21 protein-coding genes, 2 tRNA genes and 1 pseudogene are annotated in these 22,929 nt (G+C 32.3%); 18 read left to right on the top strand and 6 right to left on the bottom strand.

Annotation, left to right across the window (positions count from 1 at the left end):
• The 6 genes from ACKTSW_RS02095 to sufD all read left to right on the top strand — a co-directional run.
• The coding region (locus ACKTSW_RS02095; RefSeq protein ID WP_408023614.1) for a SufD family Fe-S cluster assembly protein at positions 1-312 on the top strand (312 nt) is incomplete at its 5' end.
• Positions 313-329: 17 nt separating this feature from the next.
• Positions 330-1,190: an N-acyl homoserine lactonase family protein gene (locus tag ACKTSW_RS02090; RefSeq protein WP_408023613.1), complete on the top strand. Its 861-nt coding sequence runs from the start codon at positions 330-332 to the stop codon at positions 1,188-1,190.
• Positions 1,191-1,209: 19 nt separating this feature from the next.
• On the top strand, positions 1,210-1,617 hold the full coding sequence (locus ACKTSW_RS02085; RefSeq protein WP_408023619.1) for a SufD family Fe-S cluster assembly protein: 408 nt from the start codon (positions 1,210-1,212) through the stop codon (positions 1,615-1,617).
• Positions 1,618-1,634: 17 nt separating this feature from the next.
• Positions 1,635-2,495 (top strand): N-acyl homoserine lactonase family protein, encoded by an 861-nt coding sequence (locus tag ACKTSW_RS02080; RefSeq protein ID WP_408023613.1) that lies wholly within the window; start codon positions 1,635-1,637, stop codon positions 2,493-2,495.
• Between the two features lie 10 nt (positions 2,496-2,505).
• On the top strand, positions 2,506-3,258 hold the full coding sequence (sufC, locus tag ACKTSW_RS02075; protein WP_408023612.1) for a Fe-S cluster assembly ATPase SufC: 753 nt from the start codon (positions 2,506-2,508) through the stop codon (positions 3,256-3,258).
• A 101-nt stretch (positions 3,259-3,359) separates the two neighbouring features.
• Positions 3,360-4,673, top strand: coding sequence for a Fe-S cluster assembly protein SufD (gene sufD, locus ACKTSW_RS02070; protein WP_408023611.1), 1,314 nt, complete (start codon positions 3,360-3,362; stop codon positions 4,671-4,673).
• A gap of 177 nt (positions 4,674-4,850) precedes the next feature.
• On the opposite strand, the gene ACKTSW_RS02065 is transcribed toward sufD, so the two are convergent.
• Entirely contained in the window at positions 4,851-7,181 is a 2,331-nt protein-coding gene (locus tag ACKTSW_RS02065) for a trypsin-like peptidase domain-containing protein (RefSeq protein WP_408023610.1), read from the bottom strand.
• Between the two features lie 368 nt (positions 7,182-7,549).
• Between ACKTSW_RS02065 and ACKTSW_RS02060 the strand changes: the two are divergent.
• Positions 7,550-7,829 (top strand): annotated as a pseudogene (locus tag ACKTSW_RS02060) (transposase); the annotation flags it as partial.
• A 180-nt stretch (positions 7,830-8,009) separates the two neighbouring features.
• Here the strand turns inward: ACKTSW_RS02060 and odhB are convergent.
• Complete coding sequence (odhB, locus tag ACKTSW_RS02055) at positions 8,010-9,218, bottom strand: 2-oxoglutarate dehydrogenase complex dihydrolipoyllysine-residue succinyltransferase (protein WP_408023609.1); 1,209 nt, start codon at positions 9,216-9,218, stop codon at positions 8,010-8,012.
• Between the two features lie 121 nt (positions 9,219-9,339).
• The gene (locus ACKTSW_RS02050; RefSeq protein ID WP_408023608.1) at positions 9,340-12,066 is read right to left on the bottom strand and encodes a 2-oxoglutarate dehydrogenase E1 component; all 2,727 of its coding nucleotides are present in this window, start codon (positions 12,064-12,066) and stop codon (positions 9,340-9,342) included.
• Positions 12,067-12,324: 258 nt separating this feature from the next.
• On the opposite strand from ACKTSW_RS02050, the gene ACKTSW_RS02045 reads away from it, so the two are divergent.
• The 6 genes from ACKTSW_RS02045 (at position 12,325) to bioA (ending at position 15,961) form a co-directional block, all read left to right on the top strand.
• Positions 12,325-12,398: transfer RNA gene (locus ACKTSW_RS02045), tRNA-Asn, on the top strand.
• A gap of 60 nt (positions 12,399-12,458) precedes the next feature.
• Positions 12,459-12,532 (top strand) — tRNA-Asn (locus ACKTSW_RS02040).
• A 45-nt stretch (positions 12,533-12,577) separates the two neighbouring features.
• Positions 12,578-13,705: an aminotransferase class I/II-fold pyridoxal phosphate-dependent enzyme gene (locus ACKTSW_RS02035; protein WP_408023607.1), complete on the top strand. Its 1,128-nt coding sequence runs from the start codon at positions 12,578-12,580 to the stop codon at positions 13,703-13,705.
• Between the two features lie 8 nt (positions 13,706-13,713).
• Complete coding sequence (locus ACKTSW_RS02030) at positions 13,714-14,094, top strand: putative signal transducing protein (RefSeq protein ID WP_408023606.1); 381 nt, start codon at positions 13,714-13,716, stop codon at positions 14,092-14,094.
• Complete coding sequence (gene bioD, locus ACKTSW_RS02025; protein ID WP_408023605.1) at positions 14,091-14,699, top strand: dethiobiotin synthase; 609 nt, start codon at positions 14,091-14,093, stop codon at positions 14,697-14,699. The genes ACKTSW_RS02030 and bioD overlap by 4 nt, the downstream gene beginning before the upstream one ends.
• Positions 14,696-15,961: an adenosylmethionine--8-amino-7-oxononanoate transaminase gene (gene bioA, locus ACKTSW_RS02020; protein WP_408023604.1), complete on the top strand. Its 1,266-nt coding sequence runs from the start codon at positions 14,696-14,698 to the stop codon at positions 15,959-15,961. The genes bioD and bioA overlap by 4 nt, the downstream gene beginning before the upstream one ends.
• Here the strand turns inward: bioA and ACKTSW_RS02015 are convergent.
• Both ACKTSW_RS02015 and ACKTSW_RS02010 read right to left on the bottom strand, forming a co-directional pair.
• On the bottom strand, positions 15,947-16,384 hold the full coding sequence (locus ACKTSW_RS02015) for a cytochrome c oxidase assembly factor Coa1 family protein (RefSeq protein WP_408023603.1): 438 nt from the start codon (positions 16,382-16,384) through the stop codon (positions 15,947-15,949). The two genes, bioA and ACKTSW_RS02015, sit on opposite strands and share 15 nt — an antisense overlap.
• Positions 16,381-16,878, bottom strand: a complete 498-nt coding sequence (locus ACKTSW_RS02010; protein WP_408023602.1) for a hypothetical protein — start codon at positions 16,876-16,878, stop codon at positions 16,381-16,383. Before ACKTSW_RS02010 ends, ACKTSW_RS02015 begins: the two co-directional genes overlap by 4 nt.
• A gap of 84 nt (positions 16,879-16,962) precedes the next feature.
• Here ACKTSW_RS02010 and ACKTSW_RS02005 point away from each other — a divergent pair, with 84 nt between their 5' ends.
• The 4 genes from ACKTSW_RS02005 (at position 16,963) to bioB (ending at position 21,348) form a co-directional block, all read left to right on the top strand.
• Positions 16,963-18,117 carry a beta-ketoacyl synthase N-terminal-like domain-containing protein gene (locus ACKTSW_RS02005; protein ID WP_408023601.1) on the top strand — a complete coding sequence of 385 codons (1,155 nt, stop codon included), beginning with the start codon at positions 16,963-16,965 and terminating at the stop codon, positions 18,115-18,117.
• Between the two features lie 58 nt (positions 18,118-18,175).
• A complete protein-coding gene (locus tag ACKTSW_RS02000) occupies positions 18,176-18,748 on the top strand; it encodes a hypothetical protein (RefSeq protein WP_408023600.1) in 573 nt (190 codons plus the stop codon).
• Between the two features lie 9 nt (positions 18,749-18,757).
• Entirely contained in the window at positions 18,758-20,176 is a 1,419-nt protein-coding gene (locus ACKTSW_RS01995) for a flotillin family protein (protein ID WP_408023599.1), read from the top strand.
• Positions 20,177-20,250: 74 nt separating this feature from the next.
• Positions 20,251-21,348 carry a biotin synthase BioB gene (gene bioB / locus ACKTSW_RS01990; RefSeq protein ID WP_408023598.1) on the top strand — a complete coding sequence of 366 codons (1,098 nt, stop codon included), beginning with the start codon at positions 20,251-20,253 and terminating at the stop codon, positions 21,346-21,348.
• Positions 21,349-21,380: 32 nt separating this feature from the next.
• Here bioB and ACKTSW_RS01985 read toward each other — a convergent pair whose 3' ends face one another.
• Complete coding sequence (locus tag ACKTSW_RS01985) at positions 21,381-21,962, bottom strand: class I SAM-dependent methyltransferase (RefSeq protein WP_408023597.1); 582 nt, start codon at positions 21,960-21,962, stop codon at positions 21,381-21,383.
• A gap of 80 nt (positions 21,963-22,042) precedes the next feature.
• Here ACKTSW_RS01985 and ACKTSW_RS01980 point away from each other — a divergent pair, with 80 nt between their 5' ends.
• Complete coding sequence (locus ACKTSW_RS01980; RefSeq protein WP_408023596.1) at positions 22,043-22,915, top strand: cupin-like domain-containing protein; 873 nt, start codon at positions 22,043-22,045, stop codon at positions 22,913-22,915.
• Positions 22,916-22,929 lie beyond the last annotated feature (14 nt).

Genomic DNA, 22,929 nt, shown 5'->3' with positions numbered 1-22,929 from the left:
AATTCTAGGGCAGAAAATGCGCGTAACTTTTCACAATGTGATTCATTATTAATGGGGAACGAATGTGGTGCACATACTTTCCCTTATATAGAGGTTAAAAATAAATCAGCTCAAATTGAACACGAAGCTACTACAAGTAAAATTGGTGAAGATCAATTATTCTATTGTAATCAACGGGGTATTGATACAGAAAAAGCTATTGCATTAATTGTAAACGGATTTAGTAAAGAAGTATTAAACAAGTTACCAATGGAATTTGCTGTAGAAGCTCAAAAATTACTAGAAATTAGTTTAGAAGGAAGTGTAGGCTAACCTAAAACCGCAATAAAATGAAAAAAATATTTTTATTAGCTCTTATAACTATTGTGACATTTAGTTGTAAAAATGCTAAAAAGGAACAAACTACAGAAGAAAAAACAGTTGAAAAACCTCTAGTAAAACTTCATGTTTTAGATGGTGGTTCAATTTTAGTTAACAAACTTGAAGTTTTTTCTCAAGACACAACATACACAGGACAGTCTAAAAAATTTTCAGATGCTTTTTATGTAATATCTCATCCTAAAGGAAATTTAATGTGGGATACTGGTTTACCTGAAACCTTGATTATAGATGAACCTTTTACAGAACCTTCTGGTACCTTTACTTTACAACGTAAAGATTCATTAAAAAACCAGTTAAAATCAATAGGGTTAACTATTAACGATTTTAAATACATCGCTCTATCTCATCCTCATTTTGACCATACTGGTCATGCTAACTATTTTAAAAATGCAACATGGTTAGTTCAAGAGAATGAATATGATTTTATAACTAATGATTCTGCAAAAGTTAAAAATCCTAACACCTATAATTCTATTAAAGAATTAAAGAATGTAGAAAAAATTAATGGTGACCATGATGTTTTTGGAGACGGTACAGTAGTTATCAAATATATGCCAGGTCATACAATTGGTCATCAAGCTTTATATATTGAAGCTGGTTTGGAAAAACCTATCTTATTAACAGGTGATTTATATCACTTTGAAGAAAATAGAGAAACTAAAGGTGTTCCTTCTTTTAATTACAATGTTAAGCAAACTCTAGAAAGCATGGAGAAGTTTGAAGCTTTCGCAAAAGAAAAGAACGCTGAGGTGATTATACAACACTCACCAAAAGATTTCAAAAAATTAAAAAATCTATTAAAAAAGTAACTATACAGCAATGTTAAAAATAGAAAACTTACACGCACAGGTAGAAGGTAAAGATATTCTTAAAGGAATTTCAGCAGGTAAATCACAAAATAGTTACCGTGGTTTAGTTCAGGTAAATTCTAGGGCAGAAAATGCGCGTAACTTTTCACAATGTGATTCATTATTAATGGGGAACGAATGTGGTGCACATACTTTCCCTTATATAGAGGTTAAAAATAAATCAGCTCAAATTGAACACGAAGCTACTACAAGTAAAATTGGTGAAGATCAATTATTCTATTGTAATCAACGGGGTATTGATACAGAAAAAGCTATTGCATTAATTGTAAACGGATTTAGTAAAGAAGTATTAAACAAGTTACCAATGGAATTTGCTGTAGAAGCTCAAAAATTACTAGAAATTAGTTTAGAAGGAAGTGTAGGCTAACCTAAAACCGCAATAAAATGAAAAAAATATTTTTATTAGCTCTTATAACTATTGTGACATTTAGTTGTAAAAATGCTAAAAAGGAACAAACTACAGAAGAAAAAACAGTTGAAAAACCTCTAGTAAAACTTCATGTTTTAGATGGTGGTTCAATTTTAGTTAACAAACTTGAAGTTTTTTCTCAAGACACAACATACACAGGACAGTCTAAAAAATTTTCAGATGCTTTTTATGTAATATCTCATCCTAAAGGAAATTTAATGTGGGATACTGGTTTACCTGAAACCTTGATTATAGATGAACCTTTTACAGAACCTTCTGGTACCTTTACTTTACAACGTAAAGATTCATTAAAAAACCAGTTAAAATCAATAGGGTTAACTATTAACGATTTTAAATACATCGCTCTATCTCATCCTCATTTTGACCATACTGGTCATGCTAACTATTTTAAAAATGCAACATGGTTAGTTCAAGAGAATGAATATGATTTTATAACTAATGATTCTGCAAAAGTTAAAAATCCTAACACCTATAATTCTATTAAAGAATTAAAGAATGTAGAAAAAATTAATGGTGACCATGATGTTTTTGGAGACGGTACAGTAGTTATCAAATATATGCCAGGTCATACAATTGGTCATCAAGCTTTATATATTGAAGCTGGTTTGGAAAAACCTATCTTATTAACAGGTGATTTATATCACTTTGAAGAAAATAGAGAAACTAAAGGTGTTCCTTCTTTTAATTACAATGTTAAGCAAACTCTAGAAAGCATGGAGAAGTTTGAAGCTTTCGCAAAAGAAAAGAACGCTGAGGTGATTATACAACACTCACCAAAAGATTTCAAAAAATTAAAAAATCTATTAAAAAAGTAACTATACAGCAATGTTAAAAATAGAAAACTTACACGCACAGGTAGAAGGTAAAGATATTCTTAAAGGAATTAACTTAGAAGTAAAAGCAGGAGAGGTTCATGCGATTATGGGGCCAAACGGTGCAGGTAAAAGTACCTTATCATCAATAATTGCTGGTAATGAAACTTACGAAGTAACTTCTGGTTCTATTGAGTTAGAAGGTGAAGATATTAGCGAGTTAGCTCCTGAAGAAAGAGCTCATGCTGGTGTATTTTTATCATTTCAATACCCCGTAGAAATACCTGGTGTTACCGTGACAAACTTTATTAAAACAGCTATCAACGAATCTCGCAAAGCTCAAGGTTTAGAAGAAATGCCAGCTAAAGACATGTTAAAGAAGATTCGTGAAAAATCAGAATTATTAGAAATTGATCGTAAATTCTTATCTCGTTCATTAAACGAAGGATTTTCTGGTGGAGAGAAAAAGCGTAATGAGATTTTTCAAATGGCTATGTTAGAACCTAAATTAGCAATTTTAGATGAAACGGATTCTGGTTTAGATATTGATGCTTTACGTATTGTTTCTAATGGAGTTAATAAATTAAAATCTAAAGACAACGCTATAGTGGTTATTACTCACTATCAACGTTTATTAAATTATATTGTTCCTGATTATGTACATGTTTTATACGATGGAAAAATCGTTAAAACTGGCGATGCTTCTCTTGCTTTGGAACTTGAAGAAAAAGGGTACGATTGGATTAAAGAAGAGGTAAATAGTTAGAAAGATTGAAAAGTAAAAAGTGTAAAGTTGCCCATAATAATTACAAGCAACTTTTCAGCTTTACAAACTTTTATACTTTATAAACTTTACAACTAAAAACAATGGAGTTGAGAGAAAAAATATTATCATCATATGTAGCTTTTGAAGACAGTGTAAACATCAATTCAGATTTACACGAAATAAGAACAAAAGCTCTACAAAGTTTTGAAAAACTAGGCTTTCCTACTAAAAAACTAGAAGCGTGGAAGTACACTTCTTTAAATTCAATTTTAAAAGAAGATTATAGCATATTTCCAGATCGAGAAGTATCTGTAGAATTAGCCGATGTAAAAAAATATTTCATCCACGAAATAGACAGTTATAAAATTGTTTTTGTAGATGGAAAATACAGTTCTTTTTTATCTACGACCACTCATGATGGAAAAGATGTTTGTTTATTATCTGCTGCACTTTCTAAAAATAAATACAAACCAATTATAGAAAAGTACTTCAATAAAATAGCGAAACAAGATAATTTAACTTCTTTAAATACTGCTTTTGCTACTGAAGGTGCATTTATTCATATCCCTAAAAATGTTGAGGTTGAAAAACCTATTCAAATTATCAACTTTACTACAGGAAAAGAAAGTGCAACAATGTTACAACCTCGTAACCTAGTTGTTGTTGAACAAAATGCACATGTTCAAATTATAGAGCGTCATCAAAACCTTAACAATAATGCTGTTTTAACAAATGTTGTAACTGAGATTTTTACTGATACACATGCTACTGTAGATTATTATAAAATTCAAAATGATAATAACGACGCTTCTTTAGTTGACAATACCTATATAGAACAACAAAAAGAAAGTACCTGTTCTGTGCATACTTTTTCTTTTGGAGGAAATATTACACGAAACAACTTAAATTTCTACCAAAAAGGTGAGCATATTAATTCTATTTTAAAAGGAATTACTATTATTGAAGGTAAGCAACATGTTGATCATCATACCTTAGTTAACCATATAGAAGCTAACTGTGAAAGTCATCAAGATTATAAAGGAATATATGCTGATCGTTCTACAGGAGTATTTAATGGTAAAGTTATTGTAGAAAAAGAAGCTCAAAAAACAAATGCTTATCAACAAAACAACAATGTATTAATAAGTGATAAAGCAACTATAAATGCAAAACCTCAATTAGAAATATTTGCTGACGACGTAAAATGCTCTCATGGTTGTACAATTGGTCAATTAGATGAGCAAGCTTTGTTTTATATGCAACAAAGAGGTATTCCTAAAAAAGAAGCAAGAGCTCTATTAATGTATGCTTTTGCTAATACTGTTTTAGAGAGTGTTAAAATACCAGAAGTAAAGAAGAGAATTAATAAGCTAATCGCCAATAAATTAAGTGTTAATATAGGGTTTGATTTATAACTTACCTTTCTACATAGTAAATTTTTTAGGTAAAACCCACAAAGCATTTAGTGTACGTTTCCAAACTTTAATCATTTACTAACGAGGCAAGACTTGGAAATATTTACCCTGTAAAGAATAAAAAGAGCTCAGAAATTTCTGAGCTCTTTTTTGTTATAAATTTGGTTACTTTTTTATTTATTTTTTATCTATTTTTATAAACTTTTTAGAATATGTATGCTTGGTAGTTTGCACCTCTAATACATAAAACCCTGCTTTAATTCCTTCTACAGAAATTGATTTAGATAACGATCCTTTTTTAATAACCGCACCTGTTAAATTAACTATTTTATAAGATCCACTTAACTCTCTTTCTGGTATAACTATATTTAACACACTACTAGAAGGATTAGGATGCAACATTAAATCATTTATAACTACTGATGTAGGTGTAAAAACTTCCACTGCACTTTCTGGGTAATTTGTTCCGATACAAAAAGATTTAGTTTCCGTACTTCCAAACTGACCTCCAGATGCTAAAATAGTTCCAGAGCTATTTCTTAATGTGTATGAACCACTTCCATAACTACAGCACATACCATCACCAAAAGAATCTTTAAAAACTAAGTCATAACATCCATTAGGTAATGTTTTGTTTACTGTAATTTTTGAATCTTTTGCTTGGTTAACATAATTATCTCCTGATGCAACAATAGTATTAGAGCCATCCCTTATCTCCCAACTTGTTTCATACGAAAAGTTATCAAAAACTATTTCTAGACTAACAGAAGAGCTTCCTCCTCCATTGCTATCCGCAGATACGGATACTTTATCAATAGCCATATCACCTTGCCAAGTAGTTCCAGTTACACCATTAAATCTAATTTGAACATCTTTACCTACATAACTATCTAAATTAATATTAGCTGTTTGCCATGAATTTCCTTGATTACCTGACTTTTGCCAAACATTAGTCCAATTTGTACCTTTATCAATACTTACTTCTACTTTTAAATTACCCATACTTGAATTTCCATACATATGATATTTAAATGTTAAGGAAGCATTGTTTACTTGATTTAAATCAAAACATGGAGATGTTATGATAGCTGATTTATTTGAATAATTTGGTGATGAAGACTCCATGTACAAATAATAACTTCCATTATCTGCATAAGCTGGCCCAGTATTTTCTGATTGAGTTGCTCCAGATCTAGTAGTCCAATTAAAATCATCAGAAGTGCTTTGCACCCAATTACCTATTGTGTTTTCAAAACTTTGTGTATACGGAAATGAAGATACAGTATTACTACATGATCCTCCTGGGGGATTATCACCATCTCCATTATTATCAACTCCTTTCGCTGGCATATCAGAACCAATTGAAGCAATTAAACTATCAGACCTTCCATGAGACCCATTAGGACAAATACCTGTATTATGGATTGCTATTACCAAATTAGAATTATAATCTAAAACAGGAGAACCTGAACTTCCTCCCTCTGTATCTGCATAGTATTTTACTTGTTTAAAAGGGCCAGATGTACTTTCATATACTCTAGAAAAACCTCCTGGTGTTGGGTCCATATCTGACTTAACAGAAATTTCTTTTTTTCTTCCTCCAGGGTGTTGAGGTATATATATCCTATCTCCTTTTGATGGCACTACTGAACTTAAACTTAAAAAACCATAAGTATTAGTAGGGTTTACCGGTAATTTAACAAGAGTATAATCAAGAGTTGAATTTGTTTTTATAAATGTTGATGAAGATGCTACAACATTAGACTGTGCATCTGTATAACCTGAACATCCTGCAGACTGATAATTGAAAATAAAATCAGTATTCTGAGCATCAGAAACAGACCCAATACAGTGATTGTTAGTCATTAAATGACCTTCTTCTCCAAGTAGCCATCCAGTACATAAAGAACTACCTCCAATTATTAATTTACAGACAGCTTTTGCTTTTTCGTACATTTCAGTGCCTTGGTAACAAGCTATTCGTTCTTTATCGTTATTAGAACAAGTTGTTCTTTCTTGCCTAGCTAATTCTTTCGCTATTTTTTCTTCACTATAACCGTAAGCAACTTTATTTATTTCAAATCCATTATGTGAATTTGCTTTACCAGAAGAATAGAGCTTAACCACCACTTTATCATCAAGCAATACTTTAGACCAGAAATCACTAATCATTGTCATATTGTTGTCTACAATTTTCCCTTGTCCACCATAGATAATAGATTCTTTGGTTTTATCACCAATAATTTCAACATAATCTCCTGGAGCTAAATCAAAGTCTTTGAAATGAATTTTTATATATGAAGAGTTTTTTGAATAAAACTCTTTCTTATAAACCAATTCTTTTTCACTATTTTTTGAAGCAGTTTTTTTAAATTTCTGATAACTTTTGGTGACTTTAATATCGGAGTCAAACTCGTCACCTATCTTAAATACTTTTTGAGCATTTAAATTATTCGTACATAGAAGTACAGCAGTCAAAATGACTGCTTTTAGAAAATAATTTTTCATTTTTGAAGGGTTTAAATAATTATTAATTAAGAGGCGAATATAGTGATTATTTAATTTTTTAACAAAAAAATGTTAAATTTTTAAAGTATTGTTTTATAACAAGACACTCTTTTTTAGTAATTTAACCAACCAATCACTTGAAATCACTTAACTTTTACTACTTACAACTCTTCTAAACTTCATATAACATTTCAATAATTTTAGGCTTTATTAACCATTTACCTTTAATAAAAACACCATTAATAGCACTTGTATATCTAATATCTTTTAGTTTTTTTTAGCTAGCAATACTAAATTTGCATTTTTCCAATACCTACAACCTGAATTCGGTTCATATTTAGATAGATTTTATTAGTAGAAAAGGTAGGTTTTTAGATAAAATAATTGGGGAAATTTTTACTGATAAAGATTATATTGGAAAGGAACTAGCACAAATGCTGTTTATTGATGGCGTGCAACTTATAACTCAAATTAAAAACAATATAAAGAATTGTTTAATAACAATATCTAATAAAATACTACTTAGAAAACAATCGGTAATTGAAATGGGTAAACAATGAACTCAAAAATAGTTGTCAAATAGAACATTATAGACATAGAAGTTTTGGTAATTTTATAACAAACTTAATCTCCAAACTATTACCTTAAAAACCTTCCATAAAACATCAAACTGTAAATACTCTGCAAATTTGTCTCTTATAATAATAGAGCTCTCTTTTGTATCTAGATTGAGTAAAGAACACAATAAATATGTATTACAGTTAAAATAAAAACTAAAATCCTGCACAAAAGTGCAGGATTTATATACTTATAAGTCGAAAATTTCGACTACATTTCTAATGCTTTGGTAGTATTATTATCCATTAACAACTCTACTGGGTTTTCTAAAGCTTCTTTTACAGCTACTAAGAATCCAACAGACTCTTTTCCATCAATAATTCTATGATCGTACGATAATGCTACATACATAATTGGTTGAATCACTACTTCCCCATTCACCGCCATTGGTCGATTTACAATATTGTGCATTCCTAAAATGGCACTTTGTGGTGGATTAATAATTGGTGTAGACAACATAGAACCGAATACACCACCATTTGTAATTGTAAATGTACCTCCTGTCATTTCATCAACAGTAATCTGTCCATCACGAGCACGAATTGCCAAACGTTTCACTTCACTCTCAACACCTCTAAATGTTAAGTTTTCAGCATTTCTAATAACAGGAACCATTAATCCTTTTGGCCCTGATACTGCAATTGAAATATCTTGAAAATCGAATGACACCATTTCTTTACCATCAATCATAGAGTTTACAGCTGGGTACATCTGTAATGCACGCACCACTGCTTTTGTAAAGAAAGACATAAATCCTAAGCCAACTCCGTGTTTCGCTTTAAAACCTTCTTTATACTCATTACGTAAATCGAAAATTGGCTGCATGTTCACTTCATTAAACGTAGTTAACATTGCTGTTTCGTTCTTTACAGATACCAAACGTTCTGCAACTTTACGACGTAACATTGATAGTTTTTTACGCTCTGTACCGCGAGACCCCATTCCTGGAGTTCCCATTGAAGGCACTGCTTTTACAGCATCTTCTTTTGTTACACGACCATCTTTACCAGTTCCTTTAACATCAGATGCACTCATTCCCTTTTCAGCTAATACTTTCTTAGCTGCTGGAGATGCAGTACCTGTTGCATACGTTTCTTTTGCTGGCTCTGCTTTTGGCGCTTCTTTCTTCTCTTCAGTTTTTGGTGCTACCTCTTTAGCTGCTCCAGCTCTTTCTGGTTTTGTAGCATCCATATCAATATGACAAACTACTGCACCTACTGCCACTGCATCACCTTCTTCAGCTTTTAAAGTGATTATTCCGCTTTCTTCCGCAGGCAATTCTAACGTTGCTTTGTCAGAATCTACTTCAGCAATTGGTTGATCTTTCTCAACGTAATCACCATCTTCAACTAACCAAGTTGCAATTTCTACTTCTGTAATTGATTCCCCCGGAGAAGGAACTTTCATTTCTAAAACCATCAGTTCTAAATTTTATATATCTGAATTATTTTATTTCTTTTTTTGGGCGTTTCCCTATCGGGTCGGGCTTTTCACGCTACATGGTAGCTTGCTACAACCCCTAACGCATTATTTTTTGTTTTTAATCAAAAACTTTATCTATAATCGCTTGATGACGTCTTTTAAAACGGGCACTTGAACCTGCTGCCGGTGCCGAACGGTATTCTTCCGAAGCACATTCTAATCTAGCCAATTCAAATCGTTCTAACATATAACTCCAAGCTCCCATATTTTTAGGCTCTTCCTGTGCCCAAACATAACGTTCTACATTTGGATACTTGTCCATCACCGCTTTAATTTTATCGTTGTGTAATGGAAACAATTGCTCTATACGAACTAAAGCTACGTCTTCTCTACCTAATTTTTCACGTTCTTCTAACAAGTCGTAATAAAACTTACCAGTACAGAACACCATTTTCTTAGCTTTAGAAGTATCAATAGTATCATCTATTACTTCTTGGAAAGTTCCATTTGCTAAATCTTCAATAGAACTTACAGCTTTTGGTAAACGTAATAAACTTTTTGGTGTAAAAACAATTAATGGCTTTCTAAAATCACGTTTCATTTGACGACGCAAAATATGATACATATTTGCTGGTGTTGAACAGTTTGCTATAGTCCAGTTATCCGTTGATGATGATTGTAAGAAACGTTCAATTCTTCCTGATGAATGCTCTGGTCCTTGCCCTTCATATCCATGAGGTAATAACATTACCAATCCGTTTTGTAACTTCCATTTATCTTCTGCTGAAGAAATGTACTGATCGAACATAATTTGTGCTCCGTTGGCAAAATCACCAAACTGAGCCTCCCAAATTGTTAACGTATTTGGAGCTGCCATTGCATACCCATAATCAAACCCTAAAACACCATATTCTGATAAATGGGAGTTATAAATAGTCATCTCCCCTTTATTCTTAGAATTTGTATTTAATAAGTTTACACGTTCTAAGGTTTCTTCATCACGCATAATTGCATGACGGTGAGAGAATGTACCTCTTTCTACATCTTCTCCAGAAATACGTACATCATAACCTTCTTCTAATAAAGTACCATACGCTAGGTTTTCTGCAGTTCCCCAATCTAACAAGTTATCTTCAAAAACCATTTTTTCACGCCCTTTTAAGATACGCTCTGCCTTACGTACAAACTTGTGTCCTTCAGGTGTTTTTGAGATTACTCTTGCAATATCTTTTAAATCTTCTACGGAATAGGTTGTATCAACAGGTTGCAACATATCTTGCAACTGCTTAAGCACAAAACCTTCCCATACATTTGGCATAAATTCTTGAATTTTTGCTGTTTCTTTCTTTTTGGATTCAGCAAATTCAACTTCTAAATGCCTTTTAAATCCTTCTGTAATTTCTTTTAAGTACTCTGCTGTTATACTCCCTTCTTCTATTAATTTATTTGCATAAATTTCTCTTGCATTTTTATGCTTAGAAATAGCTTTGTATAGCTTAGGTTGAGTAAAACGAGGTTCATCTCCTTCATTATGCCCATATTTACGATATCCTAATAAATCAATAAAAATATCTTTATTAAATTTCATACGATATTCAACCGCCATTTCCATTGCATGACACACAGCTTCTGCATCATCTGCATTTACGTGTAGTACAGGTGATAAAGTTACCTTAGCAATATCTGTACAATAAGTACTCGAACGAGCATCTAAGTAATTGGTTGTAAAACCTACTTGATTATTTACTACTATATGAATGGTACCTCCTGTTTTATATCCGTTTAATTGTGCCATTTGCACAACTTCGTATACAATTCCTTGACCTGCTATCGCTGCATCACCATGGACTAAGATTGGAAGTATTTTATTTTCATTCCCTTCGTAATCTTTGTCTATTTTAGCCCTAACAATACCTTCTGCAACAGCATCTACTGTTTCTAAGTGAGATGGATTAGGAACTAAATTCATCTTCATTTTTTGCCCACCTTGATACGCCTTACTTAACGTTAAACCTAAATGGTACTTTACATCTCCATCAATTTCTTGGTCTTCAAAATCTTTACCTTCAAACTCGCTAAATAAATCACGAACAGGCTTTTTGAAAATGTTTACTAAAGTATTCAAACGTCCACGGTGTGCCATTCCTAACACACACTCTTCTACTCCATATTTCTCAGCCGCATCTCTTAACGCTACACTTACTCCTGGGATTAACGTTTCACCTCCTTCCACAGAGAATCGTTTTTGCCCTACATACTTTGTTTGTAAAAAGCTTTCAAAGGTTGATGCTTGGTTGAGTTTTGTAAGAATATACTTCTTAGAAACTACATCATAACTAGGATGGTTTGCGTTTTTATTCAAACGCTCATTCCACCACTTTAACTCTTCTGGATTTCGTACATACATATACTCTACCCCAATACTTTCGCAAAATACCGTTTTTAAATACGTTATAATTTCTGCTAAACTTTTAGGTCCTATGCCTAAAATTTCTCCAGCACTAAAAACTTTGGATAAATCTGATTGATCTAACCCAAAATTCTCAATATCTAATGTTGGGGTATATGTTCTTCTTTCTCTTACTGGGTTTGTTTTGGTAAACAAATGTCCTCTAGTACGATATCCATTAATTAAATCGATTACCAAAAATTCTTTATGTACTTCTTCAGGGATTTCTGCTGAAACTTCTTCATCTGTTAATGAATAATTCTCATTAGCCAAATCATACCCTTGAAAAAAACTTCTCCAACTTGGTTCTATTGCATCAGGGTTTTTTTGATATTGTTCATACAAATCACCTATAAAACCTGCATGTGCTGCGTTTAAGAACGAAAACTTGTCCATATATTTTGTTATACTTTTCTATCTATAAGAATAATGGTGACAAAAGTACAACTTTTACGAAAAACACCATTCCTTTTTAGTCTAATTTTAAACTATTTAACGAGTATTAATTTTTATTAAAAATAATTTTTATGGGTAATAATTTATTGAAATTCAGAAATAAAAAAAAATACACACACTTTTTATTAAAAATAATTTGCAGATATAAAAAAACCCCTTAAATTTGCACTCGCATTTTAAGACACATGTATTTTAAATTCCTCCTTAGCTCAGTTGGTTAGAGCATCTGACTGTTAATCAGAGGGTCCTTGGTTCGAGTCCAAGAGGGGGAGCAAAGGCAAGGTAGAAGCCGATAATTTCTACAACATACATATATTGTTCTAAAAGAACATTCCTCCTTAGCTCAGTTGGTTAGAGCATCTGACTGTTAATCAGAGGGTCCTTGGTTCGAGTCCAAGAGGGGGAGCAAAAAAGACTTACAATGTTGTAAGTCTTTTTTTATTTTTACACCATGCATTTTCCTAAAAAACTATATCAAAAACTTACACAAAGGGTTACACAGAACTCCCTTAGAACACTTGGTGAAAAAAATTCACTCGTTGATTTCTCTTCAAACGATTATTTAGGTTTTGCTAAATCTGAAGTTATTTTTAATAAAACCCATCAGTTTTTAACTAATAATAAACTCAAAGTTAATGGAGCAACTGGTTCTCGTTTACTTTCTGGAAACCATGAATTATATATAATAGTTGAAAAGCAGCTAGCAAAACTTCACAATACTGAAACAGCTCTCATTTTTAATTCAGGTTACGATGCCAATATTGGTTTTTTTGCTTCTCTACCTCAACGTGGTGATATTATTTTATACGACGAACTTATTCACGCCTCAATACGAGACGGAATTCAACTATCTAATGCAAAATCATTTAAGTTTAAACATAACAACATAAAAGATTTAAAAGAAAAACTCCTTCGTTTTGCTCAAGATAATAAATCAGAAATTTATGTAGTTACAGAGTCTGTTTTTTCAATGGACGGAGACTCTCCCGATTTGGCAACAATGTCAGAAGTAATTAACAAACACGATAATGTACATTTAATAGTGGATGAAGCACATGCTTTAGGTGTTTTTAATTTAGGGCTGATTCAAGAGTTACAATTAGAAAATAGCGTTTTTGCACGAATCGTAACCTTCGGGAAAGGCTTAGGATGCCATGGTGCTGCAATCTTAGGAAGTAGGCAACTACAGCAATACCTTATTAATTTTGCGCGCAGTTTCATTTATACTACCGGATTATCTCCTCATTCATTAGCTACTATAAAAATTGCTTATAAGGAATTGATTATTAATAATTCCCAAGAGTTACTTCTGCAAAACATTCAACATTTTATTAAAGAGTCGAACAGGCTTCAATTAAATTTTATTAAGAGTAATTCAGCCATTCATTGTTGTATTTTTTCTGGAAATAAACACGTAAAAAACATTGCTCTACAATTACAACAAAAGGGATTTGATGTAAAACCTATTTTACCACCAACAGTCCCTGCTCATCAAGAACGCTTACGTTTTTGCTTGCATTCTTACAATTCTAAAGAAGAAATTACTAATGTTTTAGAGAACCTTGCTACTTTTGTTTAAAAAATACGATGCAAGATAGTCACACCATTTTAGCGACATTCGAATACTCTACTGAAGCACAAGTAGTAAAAGCAAAATTAGAGTCAGAAGATATTAGAACTGTACTAATGGATGAAAAAACAATTGACTCTGACCCTTTAATTAGTCAAGCAATTGGAGGGGTGAAATTACTCGTACATAATAATGATTTAGAAAAAGCTGTTACTATTTATAATGAAATAAGAAATTACACAAAAGATGAAAATGGAAATAATATTCATTGCCCCACCTGCAATTCAACAAAAATTTTAGTTGCCGATATACAACGTAAGAACATCTTTTTTATGCTCTTTCCTTTTTTTGAAAGTAGAAAATTTATCTGTAACGACTGCAAAACAATTTTTAAATGAAAAAATATTTTATCACAGGAATATCTACAGAAGTAGGTAAAACTGTTGCTTCTGCTATTATAACCGAAGCATTAGAAGCTGATTATTGGAAACCCATTCAGTCAGGTGATTTAAACTATTCCGATACTTATAAAGTTGAGAAACTAATTTCAAACTCAAAAACTGTTTTTCACCCAAATTCATATGCTTTACAAACCCCTATGAGTCCGCATTCATCTGCTGAAATTGATGGAATTACCATTGAAATTGACAACATAAAAGAACCTTCAATAAAAAATCATTTAGTCATTGAAGGAGCTGGAGGCTTGTTGGTTCCTTTAAATGATGAAAACACCTTGTTAGATATTATCAAACCTAACTACAAAGTTATTGTAGTTTCTCGTCATTATTTAGGAAGCATAAACCACACCTTACTAACAGTTAACTTATTAAAAGAAAAGGGCTTTGATGTCTCATTAATTTTTTCTGGGGATGAACATAAAACCACCGAAGATATTATCAAAAAAATGACAACTATTCCCGTAATTGGACGTATTGAAGAAGAACCATATTTTGATAAAAATGTAATTAAAGAATACGCAGATAAATTCAGAGAAAATTTATGACCTTAACCGAAAGAGATAAAAAACATCTATGGCATCCGCTAAAACAACACCAAACACACCCAAATAGTTTAGGAATTGTAAAGGCAAAAGGCTGCTTACTAACCGACGAAAATGGTAACGAATATATCGATGCTATTTCGTCTTGGTATACCTGCATGTTTGGGCATTGTAACGATTTTATTACGAGTCGAGTTTACAATCAAATGCAAACCTTAGATCAAATAATGTTTAGTGATTTTACACATGAACCAGCGGTGAAGTTATCAGAAGAATTGATTAAAATTCTTCCTAAAAATCAAAATAGAATTTTCTTTAACGATAATGGTTCTACTGCTGTAGAAGCTGGTATTAAAATGGCGTTACAGTACTATTTTAATAAAGGTGAGAAGCGTACTACCTTTATTGCTTTTGAAGACGGATTTCATGGTGATACGTTTGGAGCTATGTCTGTTTCTGGATTATCAGTGTATAACGGTCCATTTGAAGATTTTTTAATGAATATTCAACGTATTCCTGTTCCGAATGGAGAAAACAACGAAATTATTTCGAAACAATTACAACAAATAATTTCAGAGAATAAAGTTGCCGGATTTATTTACGAACCTTTAGTTCAAGGAGCTGCTGGAATGAAAATTCACAAAGCTGAAGATTTGAATAGCATCTTAGCAATTTGTAAAGAAAATAACATTTTAACTATTGCTGATGAAGTGATGACTGGTTTCGGAAAAACTGGTAATCATTTTGCTTCTGATGAAATTGCTACCAAACCAGACATTATATGCTTAAGTAAAGCGTTGACAGCCGGATTGGTTCCTATGTCAATTACTTCATGTACTGAAGAAATTTATACTGCATTTTTAGACAACGATATTGCTAAAGGTTTTTTTCATTGCCATACCTATTCTGCAAATCCAATAGCTTGTAGTGCTGCATTGGCAAGTATTGAGTTATTACAAACCAAAGAGATTCAAGACAATATCCAATTTATTGCAACCTCTAATACGTCTTTTTCTGAAAAGATAGAAAATCACCCAAAAGTAGACACTACAAGATGTAAAGGCGTCATTTTAGCTATTGATTTAAACACCAATTCTGGTCGTTATGGATCGCTTCGTGACCAACTTTTAAAATCTTTTATGGATGAAGGAGTCTTCTTGCGTCCGCTGGGTAACACTGTTTACATTCAACCACCTTACGTAATTACGCAAGAGCAACTTGAAAAAATATATACAACTATTGAAAAAGTTCTAGATAATCTCTAGAACTTTTTCCTTTTCTAATAAATTAATCTCTTCTTGAGTTTCTTTAATATGAACGTATAAATCTTCATAAATCCATTCCCCATCTACCTTAATTCCTCTAACTACAAGAGTTTCTTTTCCTTTATTTCCTCTTATAGGGATAGAAAAATCTACATTTCCATCATCATTTTTAAGAGAAATATTTCCTGATGGGATTCCGTATTTTTCAATTGGCTCTCCTAAGTTTTTAATTACTATTTCATTTTTAGATGCCTGTTCAATAGCATATTCAACAGGAGTAGAACTTGTCATTATTTTCGACACCCCAAAAAATACTGCTCCCACACCTAAAACAATCAATAAAATAAACCCTAAACATCCTGTTAATGGTATAAACCATAACCAGTTTCTTCCAAACCAACTTTTTTGTCCTTGTTCGCTCATAACACTTCATTTTTTATTGTTAAAAAATTTTTATTTAAACTCATCGCTTTCAAGAAAAATCCAACTCCTATAATGAAAAGTATAACTCCACCTATTCCAAATGCAACCTCATAACTTTCACTAAATAATCCACAGAAGTAATTTAAATATTGATTCACGAATCCATCAAAGAAAAAACCTGTGCATGAAATTCCTAATACTAGTATTAAAAGTATGATTGAATTCATTATTTCAATCTGGTTTTTCCAATTTATTAATCCTACTATAAAAATTAGACATAAAATAATACCAAAAGTCCAAAATACTCTATTCGCAATAAATTGTCCTATGCTTTCTGGTTGTATTAATAACTCTAGTTTTTTCAAGTTTCCAGCTGCTAAAGCATCATATTTTACTCCTTGAGCCGCTATATATATCCTTTGTAAACCATTTACAACAAAAACTAGAGCTATCAGTTCTAGTAATATTAGTTTTATTTTGATTTTTTTAATCATAGTTAAATTTTCCACCAAGATAAATATTTTGATTTTCTTTAGAATACTTGATTTTACCTTTATTTTTGCTGAAATTTTATAGTGTTGAAAGAACTTATCTCAATAACATCATTTGCATCTGTTTCAGCCTTGGGAAGTACTCCTGAAAAAATATGGGAGAACTATCTAAACAACCATCACTTTTTAACCTTAAAAGAGTTTGATGGCTTTAAAACTTGGGTAGCACAATTAACTGCTGAGGACAAACACGCTGTTGAAGATGTTAAAAACTCAGATAATAAATATAAAAACTTAGATCCATCTGTTTTATACACGTTGTTTGTTGCTAGAAAAGCAATGGAGCAGACCAATTGGAAAGCTTCTGATAACTTCGGAATTAATATAGGTTCTTCTCGGGGTGCTACTTCTTTATTTGAAAAATATCATAAGGAGTTTTTGTCAACAGGTAAATCATCTACGCTAAGCTCTCCAACCACTACTTTAGGGAATATTTCCTCATGGATTGCACATGATTTACAGAGTAACGGACCAGAAATCTCACATTCTATTACTTGTTCCACAGGGTTGCATTCATTACTTAATGGAGTGGCTTGGTTACAATCGGGAATGTCAGAAAAATTTATGATTGGCGCTAGCGAAGCTTCTCTAACTGATTTTACTATTGCTCAAATGCAAGCGTTAAAAGTATACGCTAGAGAAAATGATGAATACCCTTGTAAAGCTTTTGACCTAAACAAAACCAAAAACACCATGGTATTAGGAGAAGGAGCTTCAGTATTTTGTTTGGAAAGAGGGAAAAATAAAAATGCTTTAGCTTTTATTGAAGGGGTTGGATATGCAACGGAAGTATTAAAACACAATACCTCAGTGACTACGGATGCTGAATGTTTTCAAAAATCAATGAAAATGGCTTTAGCCACAATTTCTCCTGATGAAGTTGATGCGATTGTAATGCATGCACCTGGAACAATTAAAGGAGATCAATCAGAAATTAATGCGATTCAAAAAATATTTTGTAACAAAACTCCGTTTTTAACTACCAATAAATGGAAACTAGGTCATACGTTTGGTGCTTCTGGCTTGTTAAGTTTAGAGTTAGCCGTACTAATGTTACAGCACCAACAATTCATTGACGTTCCTTTTGCTAAACCTCAACAAGCTCCTAAAAAACTCAATAAAATATTAGTAAATGCCGTTGGTTTTGGAGGAAATGCGGTTTCTGTTTTAATTACAAAATAAAAATTGCCAATTTCAGGGTTTTTATATACTTTTAGTCACTCACTTAAATAATTGCTTTATGATGGAATGGTTTTCTGAATTAACCTCTTTTCAACAAGTTTACTGGGGAATAGCAGGTATATTTACACTAATTTTCGTGTTTGTGCTTATTGGAAGTTTTATAGGTGCCGACACTGATGATATTGGTGATATTGATACTGAAATAGATGCCGATACTGGTGCTGGATTTCAATTTTTCACCTTTAAAAATATGGTTGCTTTTTTTACCATTTTTGGATGGAGTGGTATTGCTAGTATGGACGCTGGATATTCAAATATAACCACACTTTTTATTTCTGTTATCTGCGGGTTGTTAATGATGACTATTATGGCTACCCTATTCTACTACATTAGTAAATTGACAGATAGTGGAACCTTAAAGATGAAAAATGCACTAAATCAAATTGGTGAAGTGTATTTAACCATAGGAGCTAATCGCTCTAAAATGGGTAAAGTACATATTAAAGTACAAAACTCACTTCGTGAACTAGACGCCTTGACAGATAGTGATACCGACTTAACACAAGGAATAGTTATTAAAGTTACTGAAGTAACTCCAAACGGAATATTAATTGTTGAATCTCTAAAATAAAAATTGACTATGTTTAAACTTACATTATTACAAATTGATGGTTTTGCAGGTCCTATCGGACTCGTTATTGCTATTCTATTTGTTTTCATTTTACTAATTACCTTAGTTAAGCGCTATAAAAGATGTCCTTCCGATAGAATTTTAGTTGTGTATGGTAAAGTTGGTGGCGGACAATCTGCTAAATGTATTCACGGTGGTGCTGCATTTATTTTTCCCGTAATTCAGGACTATGAATTTTTAGACTTAACACCAATTTCTATTGAAGTAAACCTGGTAAATGCACTTTCTAAACAAAATATTCGTGTAAATGTTCCTTCTCGTTTTACCATTGGGGTTTCTACTGAGCCAGGAGTAATGCAAAACGCTGCTGAACGTTTACTTGGTTTAGCAATGAACGATATTCAAGAATTAGCCAAAGAAATCATTTTTGGTCAGTTACGTTTAGTGGTTGCTTCTATGGATATTGAAGAAATTAATTCTGACAGAGACAAATTTTTAACCAACATATCACAAAGCGTAGAATCTGAATTAAAAAAGGTTGGTTTAAAATTAATTAACGTTAACATTACTGATATTGTTGATGAATCAGGGTATATCGAAGCATTAGGTAAAGAAGCTGCTGCTCATGCAATCAACGCCGCTCGTAAATCTGTTGCTGAAAAAAATAGAGATGGTTCTATTGGTGAAGCAAATGCTGTACAGGATGAAAGAACTCAAGTAGCTGCCGCTAATGCACAAGCTGTAGATGGAGAAAACACTGCAAAAATTGCTGTTGCAAACTCTGATTCTTTACGTCGTCAAAGAGAGGCTGAGGCGGAAAGAGTAGCTATTGCTTCTGAAAAAGTACAATCTGCAAAAGCTTTAGAAGAATCGTATGCTGCCGAAAAAGAAGCAGAAATTGCCAGAGCAGAAAGAGAACGTTCTTCACAAATGGCAGATATAATTGTTCCTGCTGAAATTGATAAACGAAAGGTAGAAATTGATGCCGAAGCTGAAGCTGAAAGAATTCGTAGAAAAGCAAAAGGAGAAGCAGATGCTATTTTATTTAAAGCACAAGCTGAGGCTCAAGGGTTATATGAAGTATTAACCAAACAAGCAGCTGGTTTAGATCAAATAGTTCAGGCTGCTGGTAATGACTCTCAAAACGCTGCTTTATTATTAATTGCTGATAAATTACCTGAATTGGTAAAATTACAATCTGAAGCAATTAAAAATATTAAGATTGATAAAGTTACCGTTTGGGAAAATGGTGGAGGTAAAGATGGAAAAACATCTACTTCAAACTTTATTTCTGGAATGTACAATGCAGTACCTCCATTACAAGAAATGTTTAACATGGCTGGTATGCAATTACCTGACTATTTAAAAGGGAAAGAACTTCCAAACGATAACTCCAAAGTAATAGACGAAGGTGATTCTCCTTCCTAAGAAAATAAAAACTGATAAAATTCCGCTTTCGTAGCGGAATTTTTTATTTTTACCCCAACAAACAACTCGAATTTATGAACGAAATTAGACACGATTGGACGAAAGAGGAAATTCTAGAAGTATATAATAAGCCTTTAATGGAGCTTTTATATGAAGCTTCAACTATGCATAGAAAATATCACGACCCAAACACAGTACAAGTAAGTACATTAATTTCTATAAAAACTGGTGGATGTTCTGAAGACTGTGGATATTGTCCGCAGGCAGCACGTTATCACACCAATGTTGAAGGAAATGATTTGATGACGGTAAACCAAGTAAAAGCACAAGCGTTACGAGCAAAAGAAGGTGGCTCATCAAGAGTTTGTATGGGGGCAGCTTGGAGAAATGTAAAAGACGGACCAGAGTTTGACCAAGTATTAGAAATGGTACGTACCATTAATAAACTAGATATGGAAGTGTGCTGTACCTTAGGTATGGTTACCGAAAACCAAGCAAAGCGTTTAGCTGAAGCTGGTTTATATGCTTACAACCATAATATTGATACTTCAGAAGATTATTACGATGATGTAATTTCTACTCGTTCCTTTAAAGATAGAGTAGATACTATTGAAAATGTACGTAAAACAAATGTAACTGTTTGTTCTGGGGGTATTATTGGTATGGGAGAATCATTAGAAGACAGAGCTGGAATGTTAGAAACCTTAACACGTTTTTCTCCACATCCTGAATCTGTTCCTATTAATGCTTTAGTAGCTGTTGAAGGAACTCCGTTAGAAGAGCAACCTCCAGTAAACATTTTTGAAATGGTTCGTATGGTAGCTACTGCTCGTATTGTATTACCAGACTCACAAGTACGTTTATCAGCAGGTAGAACGCAAATGAGTAGAGAGGGGCAAGCGATGTGTTTCTTTGCAGGGGCTAATTCAATTTTTGCAGGAGATAAGTTATTAACTACTCCAAACCCTGATATTAACGAAGACATGAAAATGTTTGAAGACTTAGGGTTAAACACACAAAAACCTTTCTTTAAACACGAACAAAGAGAATCAGTAGAAGCAGGAAACTCTAAATATCAATCATTAGGTGAAAAACCAAAATGGACAAGACCCGATCATAAAATTGAACGTAACGAACAAAAAAAACAAGAAGCTAAAGAAGTAAGAGCTTAGTCTAAAAAAATAGCTGTCAATTAAATTGACAGCTATTTTTTTATCATTTTAATAAATAACTCCATGCCTTTTCTACTTTCTGATGAGTTATAACAAGGCTGCATACTTCCTATAAAATAGGGCATGAAGTAATGCTCATATTCCTGTTTACTACCTCCAAAAGGAGGATGATTATCATTTAATTTAGCATCAAATAACAATCCAACTATTTTCCCTTTTTCAGCAAGTAATTCATGTGTTTTTTGTGCATACTCTAGTCGCAATTCAGGATTAATAGCACAGAAAAAAGTTTGTTCTATAATTAAATCAAAAACATTTTCTAATTTAAAAAAATCCGTATGAATTAAATTTTCCTTCGGGAAGTTAGGAACTCTATTTAAAATTCTTTTTAAAGGTTTTTCAACAATATCAACTACAAAAACATTCTTGAATCCTTTATTAAATAAATATTCCGCTTCGTATGAATTTCCTCCACCTGGAATTAAAATTCTTAGATTTTTATTTTCTAATTGGTCAAAATATTCTTTTAAAGGGTTCGAAATTTTTCCTAAATCCCAACCTGTTTTATTTGTTAAATATTTATTATTCCAAAAGGTCTCTGATAGCTCTATCATTTTTTAACATTTATAGCACAAATTTAAGAATAAAAACGTCCTAACATTTTCTTAACTTTGCTTCTTGAAAAATTGGATGTATGGGATTACAGTTACAAGAAATAGATAGAGTAGAAACCATAACCAAAAAAGACTTTATCAAAAATTATTTTAAACCACAAAAACCTGTGGTTGTTAAACGTTTTATTGAAGATTGGCCAGCTTATAACAAATGGTCTTTAGAGTATATGAAGAAGGTTGCTGGAGATAAAATGGTTCCTCTATACGATGATAGGCCTGTAGATTATAAAGATGGTTTTAATGAACCTCATGCAACTATGAAAATGAGTGAGTATGTGGAGTTACTGAAGCATAAGCCTACTAAATTTAGAATTTTTTTATGGAATATTTTAAAGGAAGTTCCACAGCTACAAAAAGATTTTACTTTTCCTGATTTTGGTTTACGCTTAATGAAAGGGTTACCAATGTTATTTTTTGGAGGACGTGATTCATATACGTTTATGCATTATGATATTGATTTGGCTAACATTTTTCACTTTCATTTTGAAGGTAAAAAGAAATGTATTTTGTTTGATCAAAAGCAGAATAAGTTCTTGTATAAAATTCCTCACTCATTAATTACTCGAGAGGATATTGATTTTAACAATCCTGATTTTGAGAAGTGGCCTGCACTTAAAAATGCTAAAGGTTATGTTACTGAACTTGAACATGGTAATGTGTTGTATATACCTGAAGGGTATTGGCACTATATGCGTTATGTGACTCCTGGTTTTTCTATGAGTTTACGAGCCATTGCCCGTAATCCTAAAAATTTAGGAAAGGCTGTTTATAATGTTTTTATTATGCGTACAATAGATAATGTTATGCGCCGTATTAAAGGACAAAAGTGGATTGATTGGAAAAACGAACAAGCGATTCTTAGAACAAATAAAGCAAATAATATTACCTCATAAAAAAAGCACCTGTT

The sequence above is a fragment of the Tenacibaculum sediminilitoris genome (assembly GCF_964513795.1).
In the GTDB taxonomy this organism is placed as follows: Bacteria; Bacteroidota; Bacteroidia; order Flavobacteriales; family Flavobacteriaceae; genus Polaribacter; species Polaribacter sediminilitoris.
The sequence above is the reverse complement of the archived record's forward strand: the minus strand, read 5'-3'. Positions and strand labels throughout refer to the sequence as shown.